At 59.4% G+C, this 18049-nt stretch carries 18 protein-coding genes; 7 read left to right on the top strand and 11 right to left on the bottom strand.

What is annotated here, in order from left to right:
* Positions 1–107: 107 nt before the first annotated feature.
* Together FIU94_RS04715 and FIU94_RS04720 are read right to left on the bottom strand one after the other, a co-directional pair.
* The gene (locus tag FIU94_RS04715; RefSeq protein ID WP_152464675.1) at positions 108–2858 is read right to left on the bottom strand and encodes a TRAP transporter permease; all 2751 of its coding nucleotides are present in this window, start codon (positions 2856–2858) and stop codon (positions 108–110) included.
* 113 nt (positions 2859–2971) lie between these two features.
* Complete coding sequence (locus tag FIU94_RS04720) at positions 2972–3931, bottom strand: TAXI family TRAP transporter solute-binding subunit (RefSeq protein WP_152464676.1); 960 nt, start codon at positions 3929–3931, stop codon at positions 2972–2974.
* Between the two features lie 403 nt (positions 3932–4334).
* Between FIU94_RS04720 and FIU94_RS04725 the strand changes: the two genes are divergently transcribed.
* Entirely contained in the window at positions 4335–5951 is a 1617-nt protein-coding gene (locus FIU94_RS04725; protein WP_152464677.1) for an FMN-binding glutamate synthase family protein, read from the top strand.
* Positions 5952–6263: 312 nt separating this feature from the next.
* Here FIU94_RS04725 and FIU94_RS04730 read toward each other — a convergent pair whose 3' ends face one another.
* Complete coding sequence (locus FIU94_RS04730; protein ID WP_152464678.1) at positions 6264–6641, bottom strand: STAS/SEC14 domain-containing protein; 378 nt, start codon at positions 6639–6641, stop codon at positions 6264–6266.
* 113 nt (positions 6642–6754) lie between these two features.
* Positions 6755–8167 (bottom strand): 4-aminobutyrate--2-oxoglutarate transaminase, encoded by a 1413-nt coding sequence (gabT, locus tag FIU94_RS04735; RefSeq protein WP_152464679.1) that lies wholly within the window; start codon positions 8165–8167, stop codon positions 6755–6757.
* Between the two features lie 189 nt (positions 8168–8356).
* Between gabT and FIU94_RS04740 the strand changes: the two genes are divergently transcribed.
* Positions 8357–8908, top strand: coding sequence for a cupin domain-containing protein (locus FIU94_RS04740; RefSeq protein WP_152464680.1), 552 nt, complete (start codon positions 8357–8359; stop codon positions 8906–8908).
* 73 nt (positions 8909–8981) lie between these two features.
* On the opposite strand, the gene FIU94_RS20850 is transcribed toward FIU94_RS04740, so the two are convergent.
* From FIU94_RS20850 to FIU94_RS04755, 4 genes are all read right to left on the bottom strand, one after another.
* Positions 8982–9119: a hypothetical protein gene (locus tag FIU94_RS20850; protein ID WP_172975852.1), complete on the bottom strand. Its 138-nt coding sequence runs from the start codon at positions 9117–9119 to the stop codon at positions 8982–8984.
* A gap of 376 nt (positions 9120–9495) precedes the next feature.
* Entirely contained in the window at positions 9496–11214 is a 1719-nt protein-coding gene (locus FIU94_RS04745) for a sensor histidine kinase (protein WP_152464681.1), read from the bottom strand.
* A gap of 2 nt (positions 11215–11216) precedes the next feature.
* Complete coding sequence (locus tag FIU94_RS04750) at positions 11217–11774, bottom strand: RNA polymerase sigma factor (protein WP_152464682.1); 558 nt, start codon at positions 11772–11774, stop codon at positions 11217–11219.
* Entirely contained in the window at positions 11767–11931 is a 165-nt protein-coding gene (locus FIU94_RS04755) for a NepR family anti-sigma factor (protein WP_172975853.1), read from the bottom strand. The genes FIU94_RS04750 and FIU94_RS04755 overlap by 8 nt, the downstream gene beginning before the upstream one ends.
* 107 nt (positions 11932–12038) lie before the next feature.
* Here FIU94_RS04755 and FIU94_RS04760 point away from each other — a divergent pair, with 107 nt between their 5' ends.
* The 3 genes from FIU94_RS04760 (at position 12039) to FIU94_RS04770 (ending at position 13695) form a co-directional block, all read left to right on the top strand.
* Complete coding sequence (locus FIU94_RS04760; protein WP_152464683.1) at positions 12039–12848, top strand: response regulator; 810 nt, start codon at positions 12039–12041, stop codon at positions 12846–12848.
* A 146-nt stretch (positions 12849–12994) separates the two neighbouring features.
* Entirely contained in the window at positions 12995–13330 is a 336-nt protein-coding gene (locus tag FIU94_RS04765; protein ID WP_254702614.1) for a YqjD family protein, read from the top strand.
* Positions 13330–13695 carry a hypothetical protein gene (locus FIU94_RS04770; protein ID WP_152464684.1) on the top strand — a complete coding sequence of 122 codons (366 nt, stop codon included), beginning with the start codon at positions 13330–13332 and terminating at the stop codon, positions 13693–13695. Before FIU94_RS04765 ends, FIU94_RS04770 begins: the two co-directional genes overlap by 1 nt.
* Here the strand turns inward: FIU94_RS04770 and FIU94_RS04775 are convergent.
* Complete coding sequence (locus tag FIU94_RS04775; RefSeq protein WP_152464685.1) at positions 13664–14023, bottom strand: hypothetical protein; 360 nt, start codon at positions 14021–14023, stop codon at positions 13664–13666. The two genes, FIU94_RS04770 and FIU94_RS04775, sit on opposite strands and share 32 nt — an antisense overlap.
* A gap of 87 nt (positions 14024–14110) precedes the next feature.
* Between FIU94_RS04775 and FIU94_RS04780 the strand changes: the two genes are divergently transcribed.
* Positions 14111–14839, top strand: a complete 729-nt coding sequence (locus FIU94_RS04780) for a Crp/Fnr family transcriptional regulator (protein ID WP_152464686.1) — start codon at positions 14111–14113, stop codon at positions 14837–14839.
* A gap of 16 nt (positions 14840–14855) precedes the next feature.
* Here FIU94_RS04780 and FIU94_RS04785 read toward each other — a convergent pair whose 3' ends face one another.
* Entirely contained in the window at positions 14856–15827 is a 972-nt protein-coding gene (locus FIU94_RS04785) for a YihY/virulence factor BrkB family protein (RefSeq protein ID WP_368407143.1), read from the bottom strand.
* Positions 15791–16636: a formate/nitrite transporter family protein gene (locus FIU94_RS04790; RefSeq protein ID WP_152464688.1), complete on the bottom strand. Its 846-nt coding sequence runs from the start codon at positions 16634–16636 to the stop codon at positions 15791–15793. The genes FIU94_RS04785 and FIU94_RS04790 overlap by 37 nt, the downstream gene beginning before the upstream one ends.
* Positions 16637–16767: 131 nt before the next feature.
* Between FIU94_RS04790 and FIU94_RS04795 the strand changes: the two genes are divergently transcribed.
* Complete coding sequence (locus FIU94_RS04795; RefSeq protein WP_152464689.1) at positions 16768–18039, top strand: aminotransferase class V-fold PLP-dependent enzyme; 1272 nt, start codon at positions 16768–16770, stop codon at positions 18037–18039.
* The last annotated feature ends 10 nt before the right edge of the window (positions 18040–18049 follow it).

Consider the following 18049-nt stretch of genomic DNA (forward strand, 5'->3'; position numbering starts at 1 on the left):
TGATCTCACGTTCCTTACGCCCAAGCACGCGGAAGGGAAACAGGTGATCTGGCCCCCTTTCGCTACGTCCTTGCCGAACGGATATGACCTTTGATCCGCGATGACAGTCAGGCCGCCTGCCGCTTGGGTGCGGCGCGGCTGGCACGCCCCCTCTGAAGGAAGACGATCAGAGCAAGCAGCAGAAGAGCCGGAATGAACATCAGATACTTGGTCGGCTGCGGAACCGGCTTGAGCACGCGCAGAATCTCCTGATCCCAATCCAGGCCCGCATTCTGCGCGGGTGTGTCAAAGCCCACATCGTCGATGATCATCCTGTCCCCGTCTTCGCGGAACAGTAGACCGGCGTTTTCCAGCTTTTCCTCGCCGGTCGCGCCTTCGCCGATGGGCAGGATCGCCACAAACTCGATCGGGTCGCCCAGATCATTCACCCCGGCCACCCGGATACGCAGATCATCGCCAGCCGGTGTGTCGCCAGCCGCTTGCTGGATCTCGGTCGGCGCGACCTCGTCATAGGGCGGTGCCACCATGTCCATCCAGAAGCCCGGACGGAACAGGGTGAATGCCACGAGCAGAAGGGCGATGGTTTCGTAGAAGCGGTTCTTGGCCAGGAACCAGCCCTGCGTCGCCGCCGCGAACAGCAGCATCGCCACGGTCGCAACGACAAAGACGAATATGCCCTGCGCCCACCCGACATTGATCAGCAACAGCTCGGTATTGAAAATGAACAGGAACGGCAGCGCGGCTGTGCGCAGCGAATAAAAGAACGCCACCACACCGGTCTTGATGGGGTCGCCCCCTGAAACCGCCGCGGCGGCGAAAGAAGCAAGCCCCACGGGGGGCGTCACATCCGCCATGATCCCGAAATAGAACACGAAGAGGTGCACGGCGATCAGCGGAACGATCAGGCCGTTCTGCTGGCCCAGCGTCACGATCACGGGGGCCAGCAGCGCGGACACGACGATGTAGTTCGCCGTGGTCGGCAGCCCCATGCCAAGGATCAGCGACAGCACCGCCGTCAGAGCGAGGATGGCCAGGATATTGCCACCCGACAGCACTTCGACCACGTCCGCCAGAGCCGACCCTACGCCGGTCTGACTGACAGCGCCCACGATAATACCGGCGGTTGCCGTGGCAATGCCGATACCGATCATGTTGCGGGCGCCCGTCACCAGGCCGTCGATCAGGTCAAGAAAGCCGTCCTTGATGTCGGTGGCCAGCTTGCTCTCACCACGGAAGATCGCCATCAGCGGCCGCTGCGTGAGCAAGATGAAGATCATGTAGGCCGATGCCCAAAAGGCCGACAGCCCCGGCGACAGCCGATCCACCATCAGGGCCCAGACCAGAACGACCACCGGAAGGATGAAGTGCAGACCGGAGCGCGCGGTCGGACCGGGCAGAGGCAGCGAAGTCACCTCGTCGTTGGGGTCGTCCATCTTCAGCGGTTCTTCCTTGCTCGCCACGTACAGCAGCGCGACGTAAACAATGGTGAGGAAGGCAAAGATGATGTAGCCCGCCGTTTCAGGGAAGGCGGGGCGGATCCAGCCCATGCCGTAGTAGACGACGAACGACAGAACGCAGATCGCGATGATGGCGAAGGCGATACCGACAAGGCGTTGCACGATGGGCTTGGGCGTATAGGCCCGCGGCAGACCCTGCATACCGGCCTTCAGCGCCTCAAGATGCACGATGTAGACCAGCGCGATGTACGAGATCACCGCAGGAAGAAAGGCGTGTTTGACCACGTCGAAGTAGGGGATGCCCACATATTCGACCATCAGGAAGGCCGCGGCACCCATCACCGGCGGCATGATCTGCCCGTTGACCGAAGAGGCGACTTCGACCGCGCCAGCCTTCTCGGAGCTGAACCCGACCTTCTTCATCAGAGGAATGGTGAATGTGCCGGTGGTCACGACGTTCGCGATGGACGAACCCGAGATCAGGCCCGTCATGGCAGAGGCAACGACCGCCGCCTTGGCCGGTCCGCCTTTCATATGGCCCATCAGGCTGAACGCCACCTGGATAAAGTAGTTGCCAGCGCCGGCCCGGTCCAGCAAGGAGCCGAACAGCACGAAAAGGAACACGAATGAGGTCGATACACCCAATGCGATGCCGAACACACCTTCGGTGGTGATCCACTGGTGGTTGACGATCTCGGACAGGCTGTTGCCCTTGTGCGCGATGATTGAGGGCATATTCGGCCCAAGCACCGTATAAAGCAGAAAGACCGACGCCACGATCATCAGTGCGGGCCCCAGGGCGCGGCGTGTCGCTTCAAGCAGAATGAGGATGCCGATCACGGCCACCACGTAGTCTTGCATGATGGGCGCGCCGACCCGGTTGGCGATATCACGGTAGAACAGGAACAGATACAGCGCGGCCAGTGCGCCGATGACGGCCAGCGCCCATTCCCAGATCGGCACACGATCCTTGGGAGAGCCAAGGATCACCGTGGCGGCGACCGCGATCGCCGGGATCGGAATCCACCACGTCGCGATACCGTCCTTTGCCGCGATCATGAACAACACCGCCAGGGCAAGCGGTACGATGATGCCCAGCGCAATCTGAAAGGTCGTCCGTGCCGCCGGGAACGCCATGATCCCCAGAAAGACGGCAAAGCCCAGATGGATCGAGCGGGCAAGCGTATCGTTGAACAGGCCGAAGGGCGACGCGATATAGAGCTGAAACAGCGACCACGCGAGGGCGACCAGCATCAAAAGCATGCCGACCGGGCCACTGACAGACCTGCCGCCCGTGTCGGAGGACGCGACAAGTTCGTCCAATTCGGCCTGGCTCAACCCACCACGGCCATCGGCGGCGGCTTCAACCGCGGCGGCCTGCTGCTGATCTTTATTGGTCATTCTAAATCGTCCCTGTCTGAGCCCCGCATTTTCGCAGGTGCTTATTATGTGCCCCTTCGGGCGCTCCGGTGGCGATCACGACCGCCACCGGAAAAAGCATGGAACAGGTTGGCTTATTCGATCCAGCCGCGCTCTTTGTAGTATTTCGCGGCACCGTCATGCAGCGGCGCGGACAGACCGCCCGAGATCATCTCTTCCTCGGTCAGGTTCTCGAACGCGGGGTGCAGACGCTTGAACCGGTCGAAGTTGTCGAAGACCGCCTTGACCACTTGGTAGACGACATCGTCCTCCACGTCGGCGGAGGTCACGAAGGTTGCCTTCACACCAAAGGTGTTCACGTCATTGTCGGTACCCTTGTACATGCCACCCGGCACAGTCGCAGCCGCGTAGTAGGGGTTTTCGTCGATCAGTTTGTCGATCTCGGGGCCTTCGACGGGCACCAGGCTCGCGTCGATGGTTGAAACCGCTTCCTGGATGGACCCGTTCGGATGGCCCACAGTGTAGATGATCGCGTCGACCTTGTTGTCGCCCAGTGCCGCGGCCTGTTCAGCCGGCTTCAGCTCGGACGCCAGTGCAAAGTCATCCAGCGTCCAGCCCTTGGCGTTCATCACGACTTCCATCGTGGCGCGCTGGCCGGAACCGGGGTTGCCGATGTTGACCCGCTTGCCCTTCAGATCATCAAAGCTCTCGATGCCGCTGTCGTTGCGGGCAATCACGTTGAACGGCTCACCATGAACGGAAAACACCGCACGCAGCTTTTCGAACTGGTCGCCTTCGAACTGCGACGATCCGTTGTAGGCGTGGAACTGCCAGTCGGACTGGGCCACGCCCATGTCCATATCGCCCGCCTTGATCGCGTTGATGTTGGCGATGGACCCGCCGGTGGAGGGCGCGGTGCATTTCAGGTTGTGATCCGCGGTGCCGCGGTTTACCAGACGGCAGATCGACTGACCGACCACAAAGTACACGCCGGTCTGACCACCGGTACCGATGGTGATGAATTTCTCCTGGGCTGTTGCAGCCGTCCCGGCCACGACAGCACCGGCGAGCGCAAGTGTCTTGAACATCTTCATAGGTGTCTCCCTTTTTGCTTCGGAACCCGCCGAACCGCGGCGAGAGCCGTATCATCTGGGCAATCCAACGCCGAACCGGATATCCGCCGGTTGCATGAATATTGCCATCCTCCGGCGCATGCCCCGCAAAGGTGGTGGCACGACAGATCGGAATCTGTATTCACGTTAGGCACGTTTGAAATTTGGTTCAAGCAAGCATTGCATTCCAGAAAGACCTGAAGGCAAATAATTGTTTTGACATATTTTTTCTGCGGACTACGCAGTCCCGGCCAGAAACTCCGGTTGCCAAGCGGGCAGGTTGGCATGCCATTGGCGGCCTTTTCTCGGACAAAACCTTGCACCATGTGGCAATCCGTTGAAACTGACGTTACCCCGGAAAGAGGACAGAGAGGACAAGCCGATTATGCCAGTTTTTTCCGAGTATCTGAGATTTACCACGTTCGCGGGTGTGGCTGTTCTTTCGCTGGTCTGTCTGGTCCTTGCGGCAACGTGGTCGACGTGGTTGCTGTTGCCTTTCCTCTTCTTTGCCGGACTGACCCTGCTGGGCGTCTACGACGTTCTGCAGACCCGGCACAGTATTCTGCGAAACTATCCGGTGCTGGGACACATGCGGTTTATTTTCGAAGGGATCCGACCGGAGATCCGGCAATACCTCATTGAATCGGACCAGGACGAAGAACCGTTCAGCCGCGATGACCGCTCTTTGGTCTATCAGCGCGCGAAAGGGCAGGAAGACGCCCGCCCGTTCGGTACCCGTCAGCGGGTCTACGACGCGGGATATTCCTGGGTGACCCATTCAATCCAGCCCAAGCACATCGAGGACTTCGATTTCCGCATCACCATCGGCGGCACCGAGTGCAAGCAGCATTATTCAGCTTCGATCTACAATATCTCCGCGATGAGTTTCGGATCGCTTTCAGCCAATGCCATTCAGGCGCTGAATACCGGTGCAAAACTGGGCAATTTCGCGCATGACACTGGCGAAGGGTCGGTCAGCCGGTATCACAAGGCAGGCGGCGGAGACCTGATCTATCAATTGGCCTCTGGCTACTTCGGCAGCCGCGCAGCCGATGGATCGTTCGACCCGGAAAAATTCCGCGAGACCGCATCGCTCGACCAGGTCAAGATGATCGAGCTCAAGCTGAGCCAGGGGGCGAAACCAGGCCATGGCGGCATGCTGCCGTCTTCCAAGATCACCCCGGAGATCGCGGAAGCCCGGGGCGTGCCGATGGGAAAGGACTGCGTGTCGCCCGCCGCCCATTCGGCCTTTCACACACCGATCGAGATGATGGAGTTCCTTCAGCAACTGCGCGAACTGTCAGGCGGCAAACCCGTCGGCTTCAAGCTGTGTATCGGCCACCGGCGGGAATTCATGTGCATGGTCAAGGCAATGCTTGAGACCAAGATCCTACCCGACTTCATCGTCGTTGACGGAGCAGAAGGCGGGACCGGGGCGGCACCTGTCGAGTTCTCAAACCACGTCGGAATGCCGATGACCGAAGGGTTGACGTTTGTTCATAACACCCTGCGCGGTGCCGGACTGCGCGACCAGATCAGGGTCGGCGCGGCAGGCAAGGTCGTCTCCGCTTTCGACATCGCGCGGGCGCTGGCACTGGGGGCGGACTGGTGCAATGCCGCGCGCGGCTTCATGTTCGCCATCGGCTGCATTCAGGCGCAGGCCTGCCACACCAACCACTGCCCGGTCGGCGTTGCGACACAGGACAAAACCCGGATGCGGGCGCTGGACGTCACACACAAGAGCCAACGCGTCGCCCGGTTTCACCGAAACACGATGGAGGCGCTGGCCGAGATGACCGGAGCCGCCGGGCTTATGCATCCCAGCGAATTCCTGCCCCGGCATTTGATGCTGCGTCAGGGCGATCAGAGCATGGTCGAAGGCAGCCAGGTCTATGCATACCTTCCCGAGGGATATCTGCTGGACGATGACGCGCCGGATTATCACGGAGACAAGACCCGCTGGGCCCGTGCCCGCGCCGACGATTTCGCACCAGTCGACTAGGCTCTGGACCCATTGATTCTATATGCTCAGCGGCGATTTCACGAAATTTCAATGGTTGGGGGCGCGCAGCCAATAGTGGTTCTATTTTCAAGCGACCCAAGACGTTGAAATGAAGTGAAATCACCGCCCGTCGCTCCGAAGGAGCGCCGAGGCATGCTGGCACGCCTTCGGCGTGATGGGTCTGACCGATTTTCCCGCAGCCTGCGTCATATCCACTTGAAATAGAACCACTATTACTGCGCAGATGATCCTTGTCAGCGAAAAAATCTGTCAGACTGAGCGTATGAAATTAATGGGTCCAGAGCCTAGCAGTCAGTGCGTCGCTGTCGCGCTGACAAAGCTGCGCGCCTCTGCCGCCTGACTCCCGCTGAAAGACCTGAAAGAGCCCCTTGGCATCACCGCGTCAAAGGCCCGGACCAGACCCGCTGCAGCTTCGCTTTCGGTAACAAGCGCAACACGACCGAATTTCTCCATCTGCGCAAGCAATCGGCCTTCCAGCCCCACATCGGCGAAGAAGCCCCGGAGGGTCATCCCCGTCATCTGTCGCAGGTCGACCACGGCATTCGCGGCACCTTCGTCGGCCATGTACGGGTTCAGCGCCTCTTCCACCTTCTCGACGTCGGCGCTGGTGATCTTGTCCCGGACAACCAACTCCAGGGCCCGAGGGGCCAGTTCAGTCACTTCGATCATTTCATCACCTCCGCCGAGGCAACGCAGGGACCGCACCCCCGGTTCATGGAAAAGGGCCGCCAGTTGCCTGGCAGCCCTTCGTTCAATAACAGACACGGCGAACGGTGAGCGTGTCAGGCCTCTTCAGCGACCGCCGCCTGCACCGCCGCTTCAAAGATCGACAGACCTTCTTCGATGATGGCGTCAGAGGCCGTCAGCGGTACCATCACCCGGACAGCGTTGCCATGCATCCCGCAGCTCAGCAGCAGCAGGCCACGCTTCAGCGCGTGGGCGATGACCCGTTTGGTAAAATCCGCGTCCGGCTTGGCCGTATCGAAATCGGTCACAAACTCGACCGCCACCATCGCGCCCAGCCCACGAATGTCCCAGAAACGATAGGGCGCGGACCGCGCGCCGATCTCGGAGAAGCGCGCCTTCAGGGTTTCGCCCATCGCAGTGGAACGCGCCAGCAGGCCCTCATCCTCGATCGCTTCGATAGCCGCCAGCGCCGCAGCACAGGCGACGGGGTTGCCGCCATAGGTGCCACCCAGGCCGCCGGGCTCCATCGCGTCCATCACGTCGGCGCGCCCGATCACGCCAGCCAACGGATAACCGCCCGCCATGGATTTGGCGACGGTGATCAGGTCCGGCACCACACCGGAATGCTCGATGGCGAACCATGTGCCAGTCCGGCCAAAGCCTGCCTGCACCTCGTCCGCGATCAGCAGGATACCGTGTTGGTCGCAGATCTCGCGCAGTTGCTGCATCATTTCGACAGGGACCGGCGTATAGCCGCCTTCGCCCAGCACCGGCTCGATTATGATCGCCGCCACGCGCGACGGCTCCGCATCTGTCAGGAACAGGTTCTTCAGCCCGGTGATCGCATCCTCAACGGTGATCCCGTCACGGACAGAGGGGAACGGCGCGCGGAAGACATCCGCCGGGAAGGGGCCGACGCCCTTCTTGTAGGGGCTGACCTTGCCGGTCATGCCCAGCGTCAGCAGCGTGCGGCCGTGGTAGCCGCCTGTGAACGCGATGACACCGGGGCGACCGGTCGCCGCACGTGCGATCTTGACCGCGTTCTCGACGGCCTCCGCACCGGTCGTCACAAGAAGCGATTTCTTCGGAGCGTCACCGGGAGCCAGCGCGTTCAGCTTTTCGGCCAGCTCGATATACGGCCCATAAGGCACGACCTGAAAAGAGGTGTGCGTATAGTGGTCTTCCTGCACCTTGGCTGCTGCGACGACCTTGGGATGACGGTGGCCCGTGTTCAGCACGCCGATGCCGCCGACGAAGTCGATGTAGCGGTTGCCTTCCACATCCCAAAGCTCGGCGTTTTCGGCGTATTGCGCATAGACCGGGGCGGCGGACGCCACACCGCGGGCCACGGCGGCGTTGCGCCGTTCGATCAACTGGGCGTTGGTGACATCCGCGCCAGCGACGGCGGCGGAAACGATGTTCTTTACGACGGCCTGCGAAGATGCGGCGGCCTTGGCGGCCTTCTTCGGCGTGGCTTTGCCGCGGGTTTTCTTGACGGTATCGGACATTGAAAAGGCATCCTTTCGATTCCAACGCGTGGAGTCGCGTTTAATAATTGCTATCCTGCCGTTTAATATAATTGTCAATCCCGGAGTTACCGCTTAAGGATTGCCAATGGTTGCTGAGCCGGTTCTTGCCGGCGGCAGGGTCCGTGCGCAGATCTGCAGGAAACGCGCTACAGTCAAAGGAACAGACCCTTGGATATCGGGCATAAACTGAGAGCCATCCGCAAACAGCGCGGGCTGTCGCAGAGGGAACTGGCGGCGCGGGCAGGCCTGACCAACGGCACGATCTCATTGATCGAGATGAATAGGACCAGCCCTTCGGTCGCGTCGCTGAAAAGCCTGCTGGACGCGATCCCGATCAGCATGGCCGAGTTCTTTTCCACGCTCGAAGACAGCGATCAGCCCAAGTTCTTCTACAGGTCTGACGAATTCACCGAAGTCTCTCCCAGCGCACCCGACCAGGTCTCGCTGCGGCAACTGGGCAGCATCGAGAACCACGCCCTGCAGGTTCTGCACGAAACCTACCCTCCCGGCGCGGACACAGGACCTGAGTATCTGTCCCATCAGGGAGAGGAAGCCGGAATTGTTGTGAAGGGGTCCATAGAGGTTACGGTGGACGGAACGTCATTGATGCTGCAAGTCGGCGATGGCTATATCTTTGACAGCAGCCTGCCGCACCGGTTCAAGAATGTGGGGGACGACGTCTGCGAGATCGTCAGCGCCTGCACACCCCCGAGTTTTTGAAGTGGATGCAAAGAACGGCGCGGTATGCCGCCGCGCCGTTCTTTGTCTTTGATTGGTGGTCTGTCGACCGAGCCTATCTATTTGCGGTCCCGTTGCGATCTTGCTTCTCCTCGAAACTTCGGCTCTTGCTGCCGCCCGAGGTCATCGCAACGATAACAATCGCTGCCAGGGTAAGTACGGCCAAGCCACCAAGGAACAGATCGGCATTCATATCATGTCCTTCCAGTAGCTGTGTTCATGGATCAAACTGCGCTGCAGCATGAATGGTTCCCGACCCCGGCATGATGTTGCCATCGTGCCACATAGACGCCAGGCGCCGCCTAGGTCGTGTTGCCATTCATTGTCGATCAAACGCGCGAGACGGATTTTGCCGCTGGCGCCCTGATGTGAGCGCAGCAATGTGATCATTGGAAGCGAACATCCGGGATGGCAGAGGCAAAATCCGCCGCGCCCCGAAGGGGTTTCGCCAAAATTGCCCATTTCTGCGTTAAGAGAGCTTGAAATAGCTGGCTATTCCTTCGCTCTCTTGCCTGGAACTGCGCAATTTTGGACTGAAACGGGTGGCCGAAAATGAATGTCAACACGACCTAGTAGTCATACACCTGCTTTGCGGCTTTCGGAACGTGGAAGGTCACTTTCAGCGCGTAGTTGGTTTCGTCGCTCTCTATCTCCACGTGCCCGTTCAATTGCCGGGCGAATGCTTCGATCAATCTCGACCCGAGGCCAGTGCCCGGTTCGGCAGCCCCCTCACCGATCGTATTGCTGACGGTAAGCTGGGCCAGTTCGGTATCGGTCTGACGCAATGTCGCGGAAAGATGCGCATTTGGTGAGGATTGTGGCAGATATTTCAGTGCATTGGTGATCGCTTCGGAAGTCAGCAACGTCAGCGGCGCGGCATCGTCCGCGTCGATGCTGATCCGTTCGAAGTCCAGGGTGATCTCTACATGCGATTTCGGGCCCAAGCCAACCTTGAGCAGCTGACCCACCACTTCGTTCAGCAATGTCTTGGCGTCCACTCGGACCAGGTTGTCATCTTGGTAGAGGTTCTTGTGTACTGTCGCGAGGCTAAGAATACGTTCCTGAAGACGCCGGAGCACAAACCGCGCATCAGCAGTCTTTGCCTGCCGGATCTGCATGTTCATGATCGACGAAATCAGCTGAAGGTTGTTTTTGACCCGATGATGCACTTCCTTCAGGAGGATGTTCTTTTCGCGCAGGCTATCTTCCAGCGTCGCCTCGTCACGCAGGATGGATTCCGCCATCGCGACAAAGGCCGTCTCCATTTCCGCCAGTTCGGTCGGGATCGACGGCGCCAGCGTATCCCGGGGCAAGGTCCGGCTAAGCGCGAACCGCCGCATCTGCCGACCCAGCTTGCGTATGTGACTGATGGCAAGCCGGTTCAGCGCCCAGAAGGCCACGATCAGGCTGGCGGCCCACATTGCAACCGGCAACAGGGTGCTCAACCTTGTCATCAGGTTCATCTGCAAAAACGGTGTATCCTCCGGCCAGACGCTCATCGCGTATACGGTATCCGGGACGATGGGCAGCACCGCATAGGCGCGGTTGACCCCATCGCTATTCTCCGCGAAGAACACCTTTGACTCAGTGCCCGCAAAGACCGACAGGGCAATGTTCTGCGGCATCTCAACACCTGAGACATCCATCCCGCGCTCGGATGTCAGAACGTCACCTTCGGCATTGAAAGTGACCATCGCGAGTGGGGTCAGGGAAAGGCGCGGCTCCTCCTCGGCCTGGATCAGAGATTCAGAAATTGAAATCGCCAGAAAGCCGACGAGTTCTTCACCGTTTTCCACTGGGACATGGACCACGGTGACTGCCTTGCCCGACACGGCGCCCACGTCGATGCTTGATGCGCCCCTCGTGCCATTTTCCTTGGCCGCTCTGAACCAAGCGCGGTCGGACAAATCTCCCACATCCCCCGACGAAGAACATTCCATCCTGCCGTCCATCCAGACGAAACCGATGACCTCGTAATTGCGGGTTTCATTGCGGTACTGGCGCAGCACCTCGCTGCATTCTGCCGGGTCATCGACGAAAAGCCGGACCATGGCGCTGAGGGCGTCTGCTGCACCAAAGGCTTCCTGAAGCACCCGCCGCTCTGCGGAGGATGCCTGTTCGGTCACGGCAAGCAGGGAAAGCTCGGCGCTGGTCTGGTTCTGCTTTGAAATTTCCCAGGTCTGGACAATAGCAATCAGCCCGATTGGCATCAGGGCAAGCGACAGGAAGAACAGGACCCTGACCGCCAATCCCTTGAGCAATCCACCGGAGACGAACCCGGACGTCATCTCTAGAAACTTGCAACCTTGGAGGAAGAAATCACCGACATGGTCGCATCGTCGGTCATCTCAAGTGACTCGTTTTCTCCATGTTCCATCAGCTCGGCCAGCTGCGCCCGCGCGCGGTTCACACGGCTTTTGATGGTACCGACGGCAACACCACACATGTCCGCCGCTTCCTCGTAGGAAAATCCCGAAGCGCCGATCAGCAGCAGGGCCTCACGCTGTTCAACCTTCAATTTGCCCAGTGCCTTGCGAAAATCGTTCATCTGCATGTGCCCATCGTGGGCTGGTTTTTCCGCCAGGCCTTCTGTGAACACGCCATCCACGTCGGCAACCTCGCGCTTGGATTTGCGGCGGGAGGAATAATAGGTATTGCGAAGAATGGTGAAGAGCCAAGCGCGCATATTCGTGCCGGGTTCAAATTTTTCGATGTTCGTCCACGCCTTTACCAAGGTGTCTTGGACCATATCGTCCGCCAAAGAGCCGTTTCGCGTCAGACTGATTGCAAAAGCACGCATGGCAGGCAGGTGCTGCACCAACTCATCGCGAGGGGACGTTTCACTCATTTTCAGAACCGCGCTGCGACTCTTGCTGCTTTAGCTTGCTTAGCAAGTCCTTGAACCGATCCGGGATTCCCTCTTCAAGCGTCTCGTTGAAAACCCGTTTCAGGTTTTCGTCGATCACGCTCTCGCGATCCTCTTTCTTGTCAGAATTCACAAACATACCTCTGGTTCTTCGGCCTTTGCAGTCTATATTTTATACCCACACTGGAACCTAACCTGTCCAAGCTGCGTTTGGTTCCAAGAATTATCAAATAAAGGACTGCCGAAATGAGTGATGCCAATGAGCCACGAAGCATCAGTGATGAATTGGGAGAAAACATTCCGTACCTGCGCAGGTTCTCGCGCGCAATGACCGGCAGCCAGCAAAGCGGCGATATGTTTGCCGCTGCTGCGCTTGAGGCAATCCTGGCCGACCGATCTGTTCTTGACGGAACGGATGTGCGAACCGGCCTGTTCAAGGTCTTGCACGGCATCTGGTCAAGCGCAGGTGCCCCGGTTGAGGAGGGCGAAAGCGGTGCGCGGGCCAAGGCGCAGGATCGACTTGCCGCGCTGACCACCAACTCCCGTGAAGCTCTCCTGCTCCACACGATCGAAGGTTTCTCGTTCTCTGGCATCGCGCAGATCATTGGCGTCGAACAGAGCGAAGCAGAACAGCTTGTTGATATCGCCCGCCGGGAAATGGCGGACAGCGCGACCGGCTCGGTGATGATCATCGAAGACGAAGCTATTATCGCGATGGATATCGAAAGCATCGTGGCTGATATGGGCCACCGCATCACCGGCGTTGCGCGCACCCGCGACGAGGCTGTCGCGCTGGGTCGCAAGGATGTGCCTGACCTCATCCTCGCCGATATTCAACTGGCGGATAATTCGTCCGGCATTGACGCCGTCAACGACATCCTGACGGAGCTGGGCACCCGACCGGTGATCTTCATCACCGCCTTTCCCGAACGCCTTCTGACGGGCGACAAACCCGAACCGGCCTTCCTGATCTCAAAGCCCTACACGGTCGAGCAGGTGGTGTCTTCGGTGTCTCAGGCGATGTTCTTCTCTTCAACAGAAACTCTGAACGCCTGAAGCTATCGCGCCACCCGGTGCCACCCCGTCTATCAACTTCGAAAAGCCCCGCCACACCGAGCGGGGCTTTTGCTTGTTTCGGAACAAATGGGCGCGGCACACGTTGGTTGGGCGACACTCGATCAAAACTGATAAAGGAGAATATCATGTCGAACGTGACCAAAGCGATGCCTTCAAAAGCGGCTGACGAAATCAGCAAGGCAGGGAAGGTGACTGTCGACGATCTGTCGGTGCAACTGCAGGTCCTCAAGGACGACATTGCGGCGCTGACGTCCACCGTGGGTTCCTACAGCCAGGAACGCGCATCCGTCGCACGCGACACGGTGCAACAGAAAGCTTCTGAACTCAGCACGTCGGCTCAGGCCCGCGCGAAGGAAGGTCAGAAACAAGCCGAAGACTTTATCCGTACGCAGCCTGGGACGGCGATCGGTATCGCAGCCGGCGCTGGCTTTCTGATTGGTCTGCTGACGGCACGTCGCTGATGTTTGACCACCTTGCGCACAAGGCCCAGATCAAGGCAGCCCAGACCGCTCAGACCGCTGTGCTTGGTCTGGGCGCGTCTTTGCTGCTGGCCGTCGGGATTGGTTTTCTGACGACCGCCTTTTGGATTTTTCTCGTCAGCATTGCGGATGCACTCATTGCCGCGCTGATCATCGGCGCACTGTATGCGGGTGCGGGTATGATTATGCTCGCGGTGATGTCTGCAAAACGTCGTGCGGCTCAGCGGCAGCTTGAACGGATTGAACTTGAGAAACAGACAGGCTCTGATCTGCAAGGAACCATTCAGCAGCTGATTTTGGCATTTGTCACCGGAATCACGGCTGGTCGGACTGGCCACCGAGGGTAGCAGCGATCAGTCCATGGGCGCTGAAGGGCTTCGAAAGGTAGACGGCATCACGCGTTGCATCGGTTCCTTCGAACCTCTCTTCGCCGATAATGACAAGTCGCCCGACGGACGACATCTGCATCAGGAACTCCGCATCCTCCTTCCGATTTTCGGTCGAGGTAGCAAAGACCACGGTCAGCTCGGACATCTGGTTGGCATCCAGAAGGTTTTTGCGCAGAGCGGCCAAGCTTTCGCATTCAATCACAGTCTCGGCTGCACTTTCACTCCACAAGGCTTCGCAGATGTCAGCACGAACAAAGGGATCCGGTTCGTAAACAAGGTAATGCATGGCTTTCCGAAGTCTGGTCCAAAACGCCCAGATACAACAGCGCCGACATGGCTGCATTAAACTATGACATAACAAGGTGCTGATCAGATGGCCACGAAATGTAGGAACTGCCCGCTCCGGCAAAGAGACCTCTTCGTTGACTTTTCTCCCGAGGAGGTTGAATTCATGCAGAAATTCAAGGCCGGGGAGCTGACCATCGCACCCGGCACCCCGATCCTGCTTGAAGGTTCGAACGCACCACAATTGTTCACTGTTCTGTCAGGCATGGGAATCAGGGACAAGACGCTCGAAAACGGCGACCGTCAGGTCATCAGCTTTGTGTTCCCCGGTGACTTTCTCGGATTGCAGGCCAGCCTGATGGGCAAGATGGGCCATTCCGTTGAGGCCCGCACGCCGATGAAGCTTTGCGTCTTTGACCGTTCGGAGTTCTGGAGCTACTTTCGCGCCCACCCCAGCCGTGCATTCGATGTGACCTGGCTTGCCGCGATTGAAGAACATTTTCTGGGTGAAACGGTCGCGACCCTGGGGCAGCGCACTGCGACCCAAGCTCTGGCATGGGCCCTCGTCAAGGTCTATCAGCGCGGCTACGCCCTTGGCTTGGTCGACAACCATCAGATGGATTTGCCTTACACGCAGCGTGATCTGGCCGATGCGCTCGGGCTCTCTCTTGTCCATACCAACAAGACCTTGGCCAAACTCCGCGAAGCGCAACTCGTATCATGGTCCAGCGGGACGCTGCACGTCATGCAACCGGACGCATTGGCCGAACTCGCAATGACGTCGTGGGACACGTTGCCGCCCCGTCCCCTTATGTAATCCGACATCCCAAAGGTTAACCGTTTTCAGGAACTTCGACGAATTCATCGGCTACGACTGCACCGCGACGCCCGACCGGTCGGGGCGGACCAATGGTCGAATCCTCCTTGGTCCGAAGTTCGATCTGGGCGTTGAGAGAGGCACCAAACAGCACGAGAAAGCTGGAAATCCAGAGCCAGATCAGCATGGCGATAACCGCCCCGATAGAGCCGTAGACCTGGTTATAATTTCCGAAATTCGAAACGTAGTAGGAAAACCCCACCGACAGGACCGCCCACAGAAGGACAGCGAGCACGGCACCGGCGGATAGCCAGGGCAGACGCGCCGCCCTTCGGTTCGGGCCGAACCTGTACAGCACACCGACCCCCGCAAACAGGACGACGATGGCGATGACCCAACGCAGCAGCTCGACCACCAGCGAAGCGAACGGCCCGAGCGGGAAGAAAGCCAGCAACACCGGCGCGATCACCAGGGTCAACAGCGCAACGATTCCCACCAGAACCAGCATCATTGTCAGCATGAGCGCCCGCAGGTAGTGCCAGGCGGTATTCCGGTTGCGCTGCTTGTAGACGTTGTTGAGGCCAATCATCATCGCCCCGACACCGGCCCGCGCGGACCAAAGGGCAAAGCACAACGACAACAGCCCTGCCCAACCCAGGGTTTCCGTGCTGGCCGTGATCAGGGACGTCACCTGCACACTGATGATTTCGTAAACGTCGTTGGGCAGAAATCCCCGCATTTTCTCTAGCTGCGGCAACACCACCGCCGCGTCCGAAATCATACCAAGCAGCGCGATCAACGCGGCGAGCGCCGGAAAAAGAGAGAGCATCGCAAAGAATGCCACCCCAGCTGAAATCAATGAAATGTCATTCTCTGCAATGTGCTTCAGGCTCGCCCGGAAGGCATCCCAATACAGGCGACCCCGGCTTGGAAGCCTATGTGATCCCATGTTCAGCCTTCCTCCACGTCGTCGCGGACCTGCCCCCATGCAACGAGGGAAAAGATGATTGTTCCGCCGATGATGTTACCCGCCAACACCGGCAAGAAAAACCCGAAGATTGCCTGCATTCCCGCCAGCTCACCCCGCAGCAGCAGAACCGCCATCTCGACAGAGCCCGCGACGATGTGGGTGAAATCGCCCGCTGCGATCAGCCAGGTGAACGTCAGGATCAGGAAAAATGCTGCTTCATCCGCTTGTGGCAGCATCCATACGATCAATGCCACGATCACCCCAGCCGGTATCGCGCGCCAGAAACTGTCTCCTGCGGCCATGCCTGTGGCGTGTTCCGATAGCGATATGACGGCGACCATGACTTCGGCCGGGATCGCTGAAGTAAAGACGAACAGCGCACCCGCCGCAAAAGCTCCGATGACGTTCGCGGTCAGCACGATCGCCCACAGCCGGGTCATGCAAAAGAACGAATACACCGACCGCTGCTGCATGATTGGCAGAACGGTCGTTATCGTGTTTTCCGTGAAAAGCTGCATGCGGCCCATGATCACCGCCAGAAAACCCAGGGAATACCCCAGATTCTCAAGCAGGGGGCGCCAGGACGTATCGGGCAGATGCGCACGAAAGATCGCTTCGCCCAGTACCGACAGACTGATGAGCATACCCGCAGCGATGCCCGACCAGATCAGCGACCGCTTGGTTCGCGCCAGTTCCTCCTCACCCTCTCGGCGGATGACTTCGTAGATCATGCGTGGCGACAGGGCTGCCGCCTCGTTTACAGACTTTTCTTCTTCGGCATCTTCCACGTCCACAGCGTGGCTATGCCTCTGTATCAGGGGTGCCATCTCAGCCATCCTTTTAGAGTGTTCCCGAGGCAAATAGCGCATTCCGGCAGGCTGGACAGTCCTTGTACGGAATTGCGGGCTAGTCTTCTGGCCATGAAACCTGCAAAACATGCCCGAGCGAAAGGAAAATCATGTCACCTCACCCTGAAAGTCTCAGCACTGAAATCCGTTCCCGGTTCGCGCATGTCGAAAGCTGCCCGTTCGCTGGCCCGCGCATCTTTTTCGAGAACGCTGGTGGCGCGCTGACGCTGAACTCTGTGGTGGAAACCTCGGCCAGGTTCGCGGCGATCCCGGACAACCAGGGACGGGACAACGCGGCCTCCGCCGCCCTGGTCAAGGTTATCGCGGATGCCCGCGCCGACATGGCTCTGTTCTTCAACACGGCGTCGGGGCGGTTCTTTGTGGGTGAATCCGGCACCGAGCTGCTGTTCCGGTTGATCCGCACGGCCGTCATGGGGCAATCCCCCCGCGGTGCCGTCATCGGCTCGACGGTTGAGCATCCGGCCTCGCGCAGCGCGGCGCAGCACTGGGCGCGGCAGGCGGGGGTGGATTACATCGCCGTGCCGCATGACGATGCCACGGGCCGGGTCTCTGCCGACGCCTATGATCAGATGATGCGCGAAGACGTGCGCGTTGCGACCATCCTGCATACGTCGCCGGTCACCGGGATCGCCAATGATGTGGCCGCAATCGCCAAGACCATCCGGGCCAAGGCGCCGGAAGCCTTTATCATAGTGGACGGCATCCAGCACGCCAGCCACGGGCGCATCGACATTGCCGCCTACGACATCGACGGGTATGTCGTCTCTCCCTACAAGATGTTCTCTCGCCACGGATACGGGGTGGCGTGGGCGTCGGATCGGCTGACCGGGCTGGACATCGAGACGCTGGCGGGCGGACCGGCCGGCAACTGGGAAATGGGCACGCGGGATACCGGGGCCTACGCCACCTTTTCCGATGTGGTCCGGTACTTCGAATGGCTGGGTGGCGAGACATCGGAGTCCGAGACACCGCGCGACCGGATTGTTGCCGCCGGGGCCAGCATTCACGACCACGAACAGGCCCTGACCGATGCCCTGCTGCACGGCGCGGGAAATCTGCCCGGCCTCGCCAGCCTTGATGGCGCGACGATCCTGGGCGGTACCGACAATCCGGACCGCGAAGGGCTGGTCTGTTTTGCGCTCGACACTCTGCCTGCAGACCGGATCGTCGAAGGTCTGAACGCCAGCGGTATCCGAACCCATATCCGCCGCGCCGATCACTACTCGGGCAACGTCTTGTCCCCGCTTGGTCTTGACGCCGCGGTGCGGGTCTCTTTGTGTCATTACAATACGCTGAGCGAGGTGCGCGCGTTTCTGTCGGCGATACAGGAGATGACCTTGCCAAACTCCGCGAACCAGTGAACGGTGCGGA

Origin of the sequence: Sulfitobacter sp. THAF37 (genome assembly GCF_009363555.1) — a bacterium.
Lineage (GTDB): Bacteria > Pseudomonadota > Alphaproteobacteria > Rhodobacterales > Rhodobacteraceae > Sulfitobacter.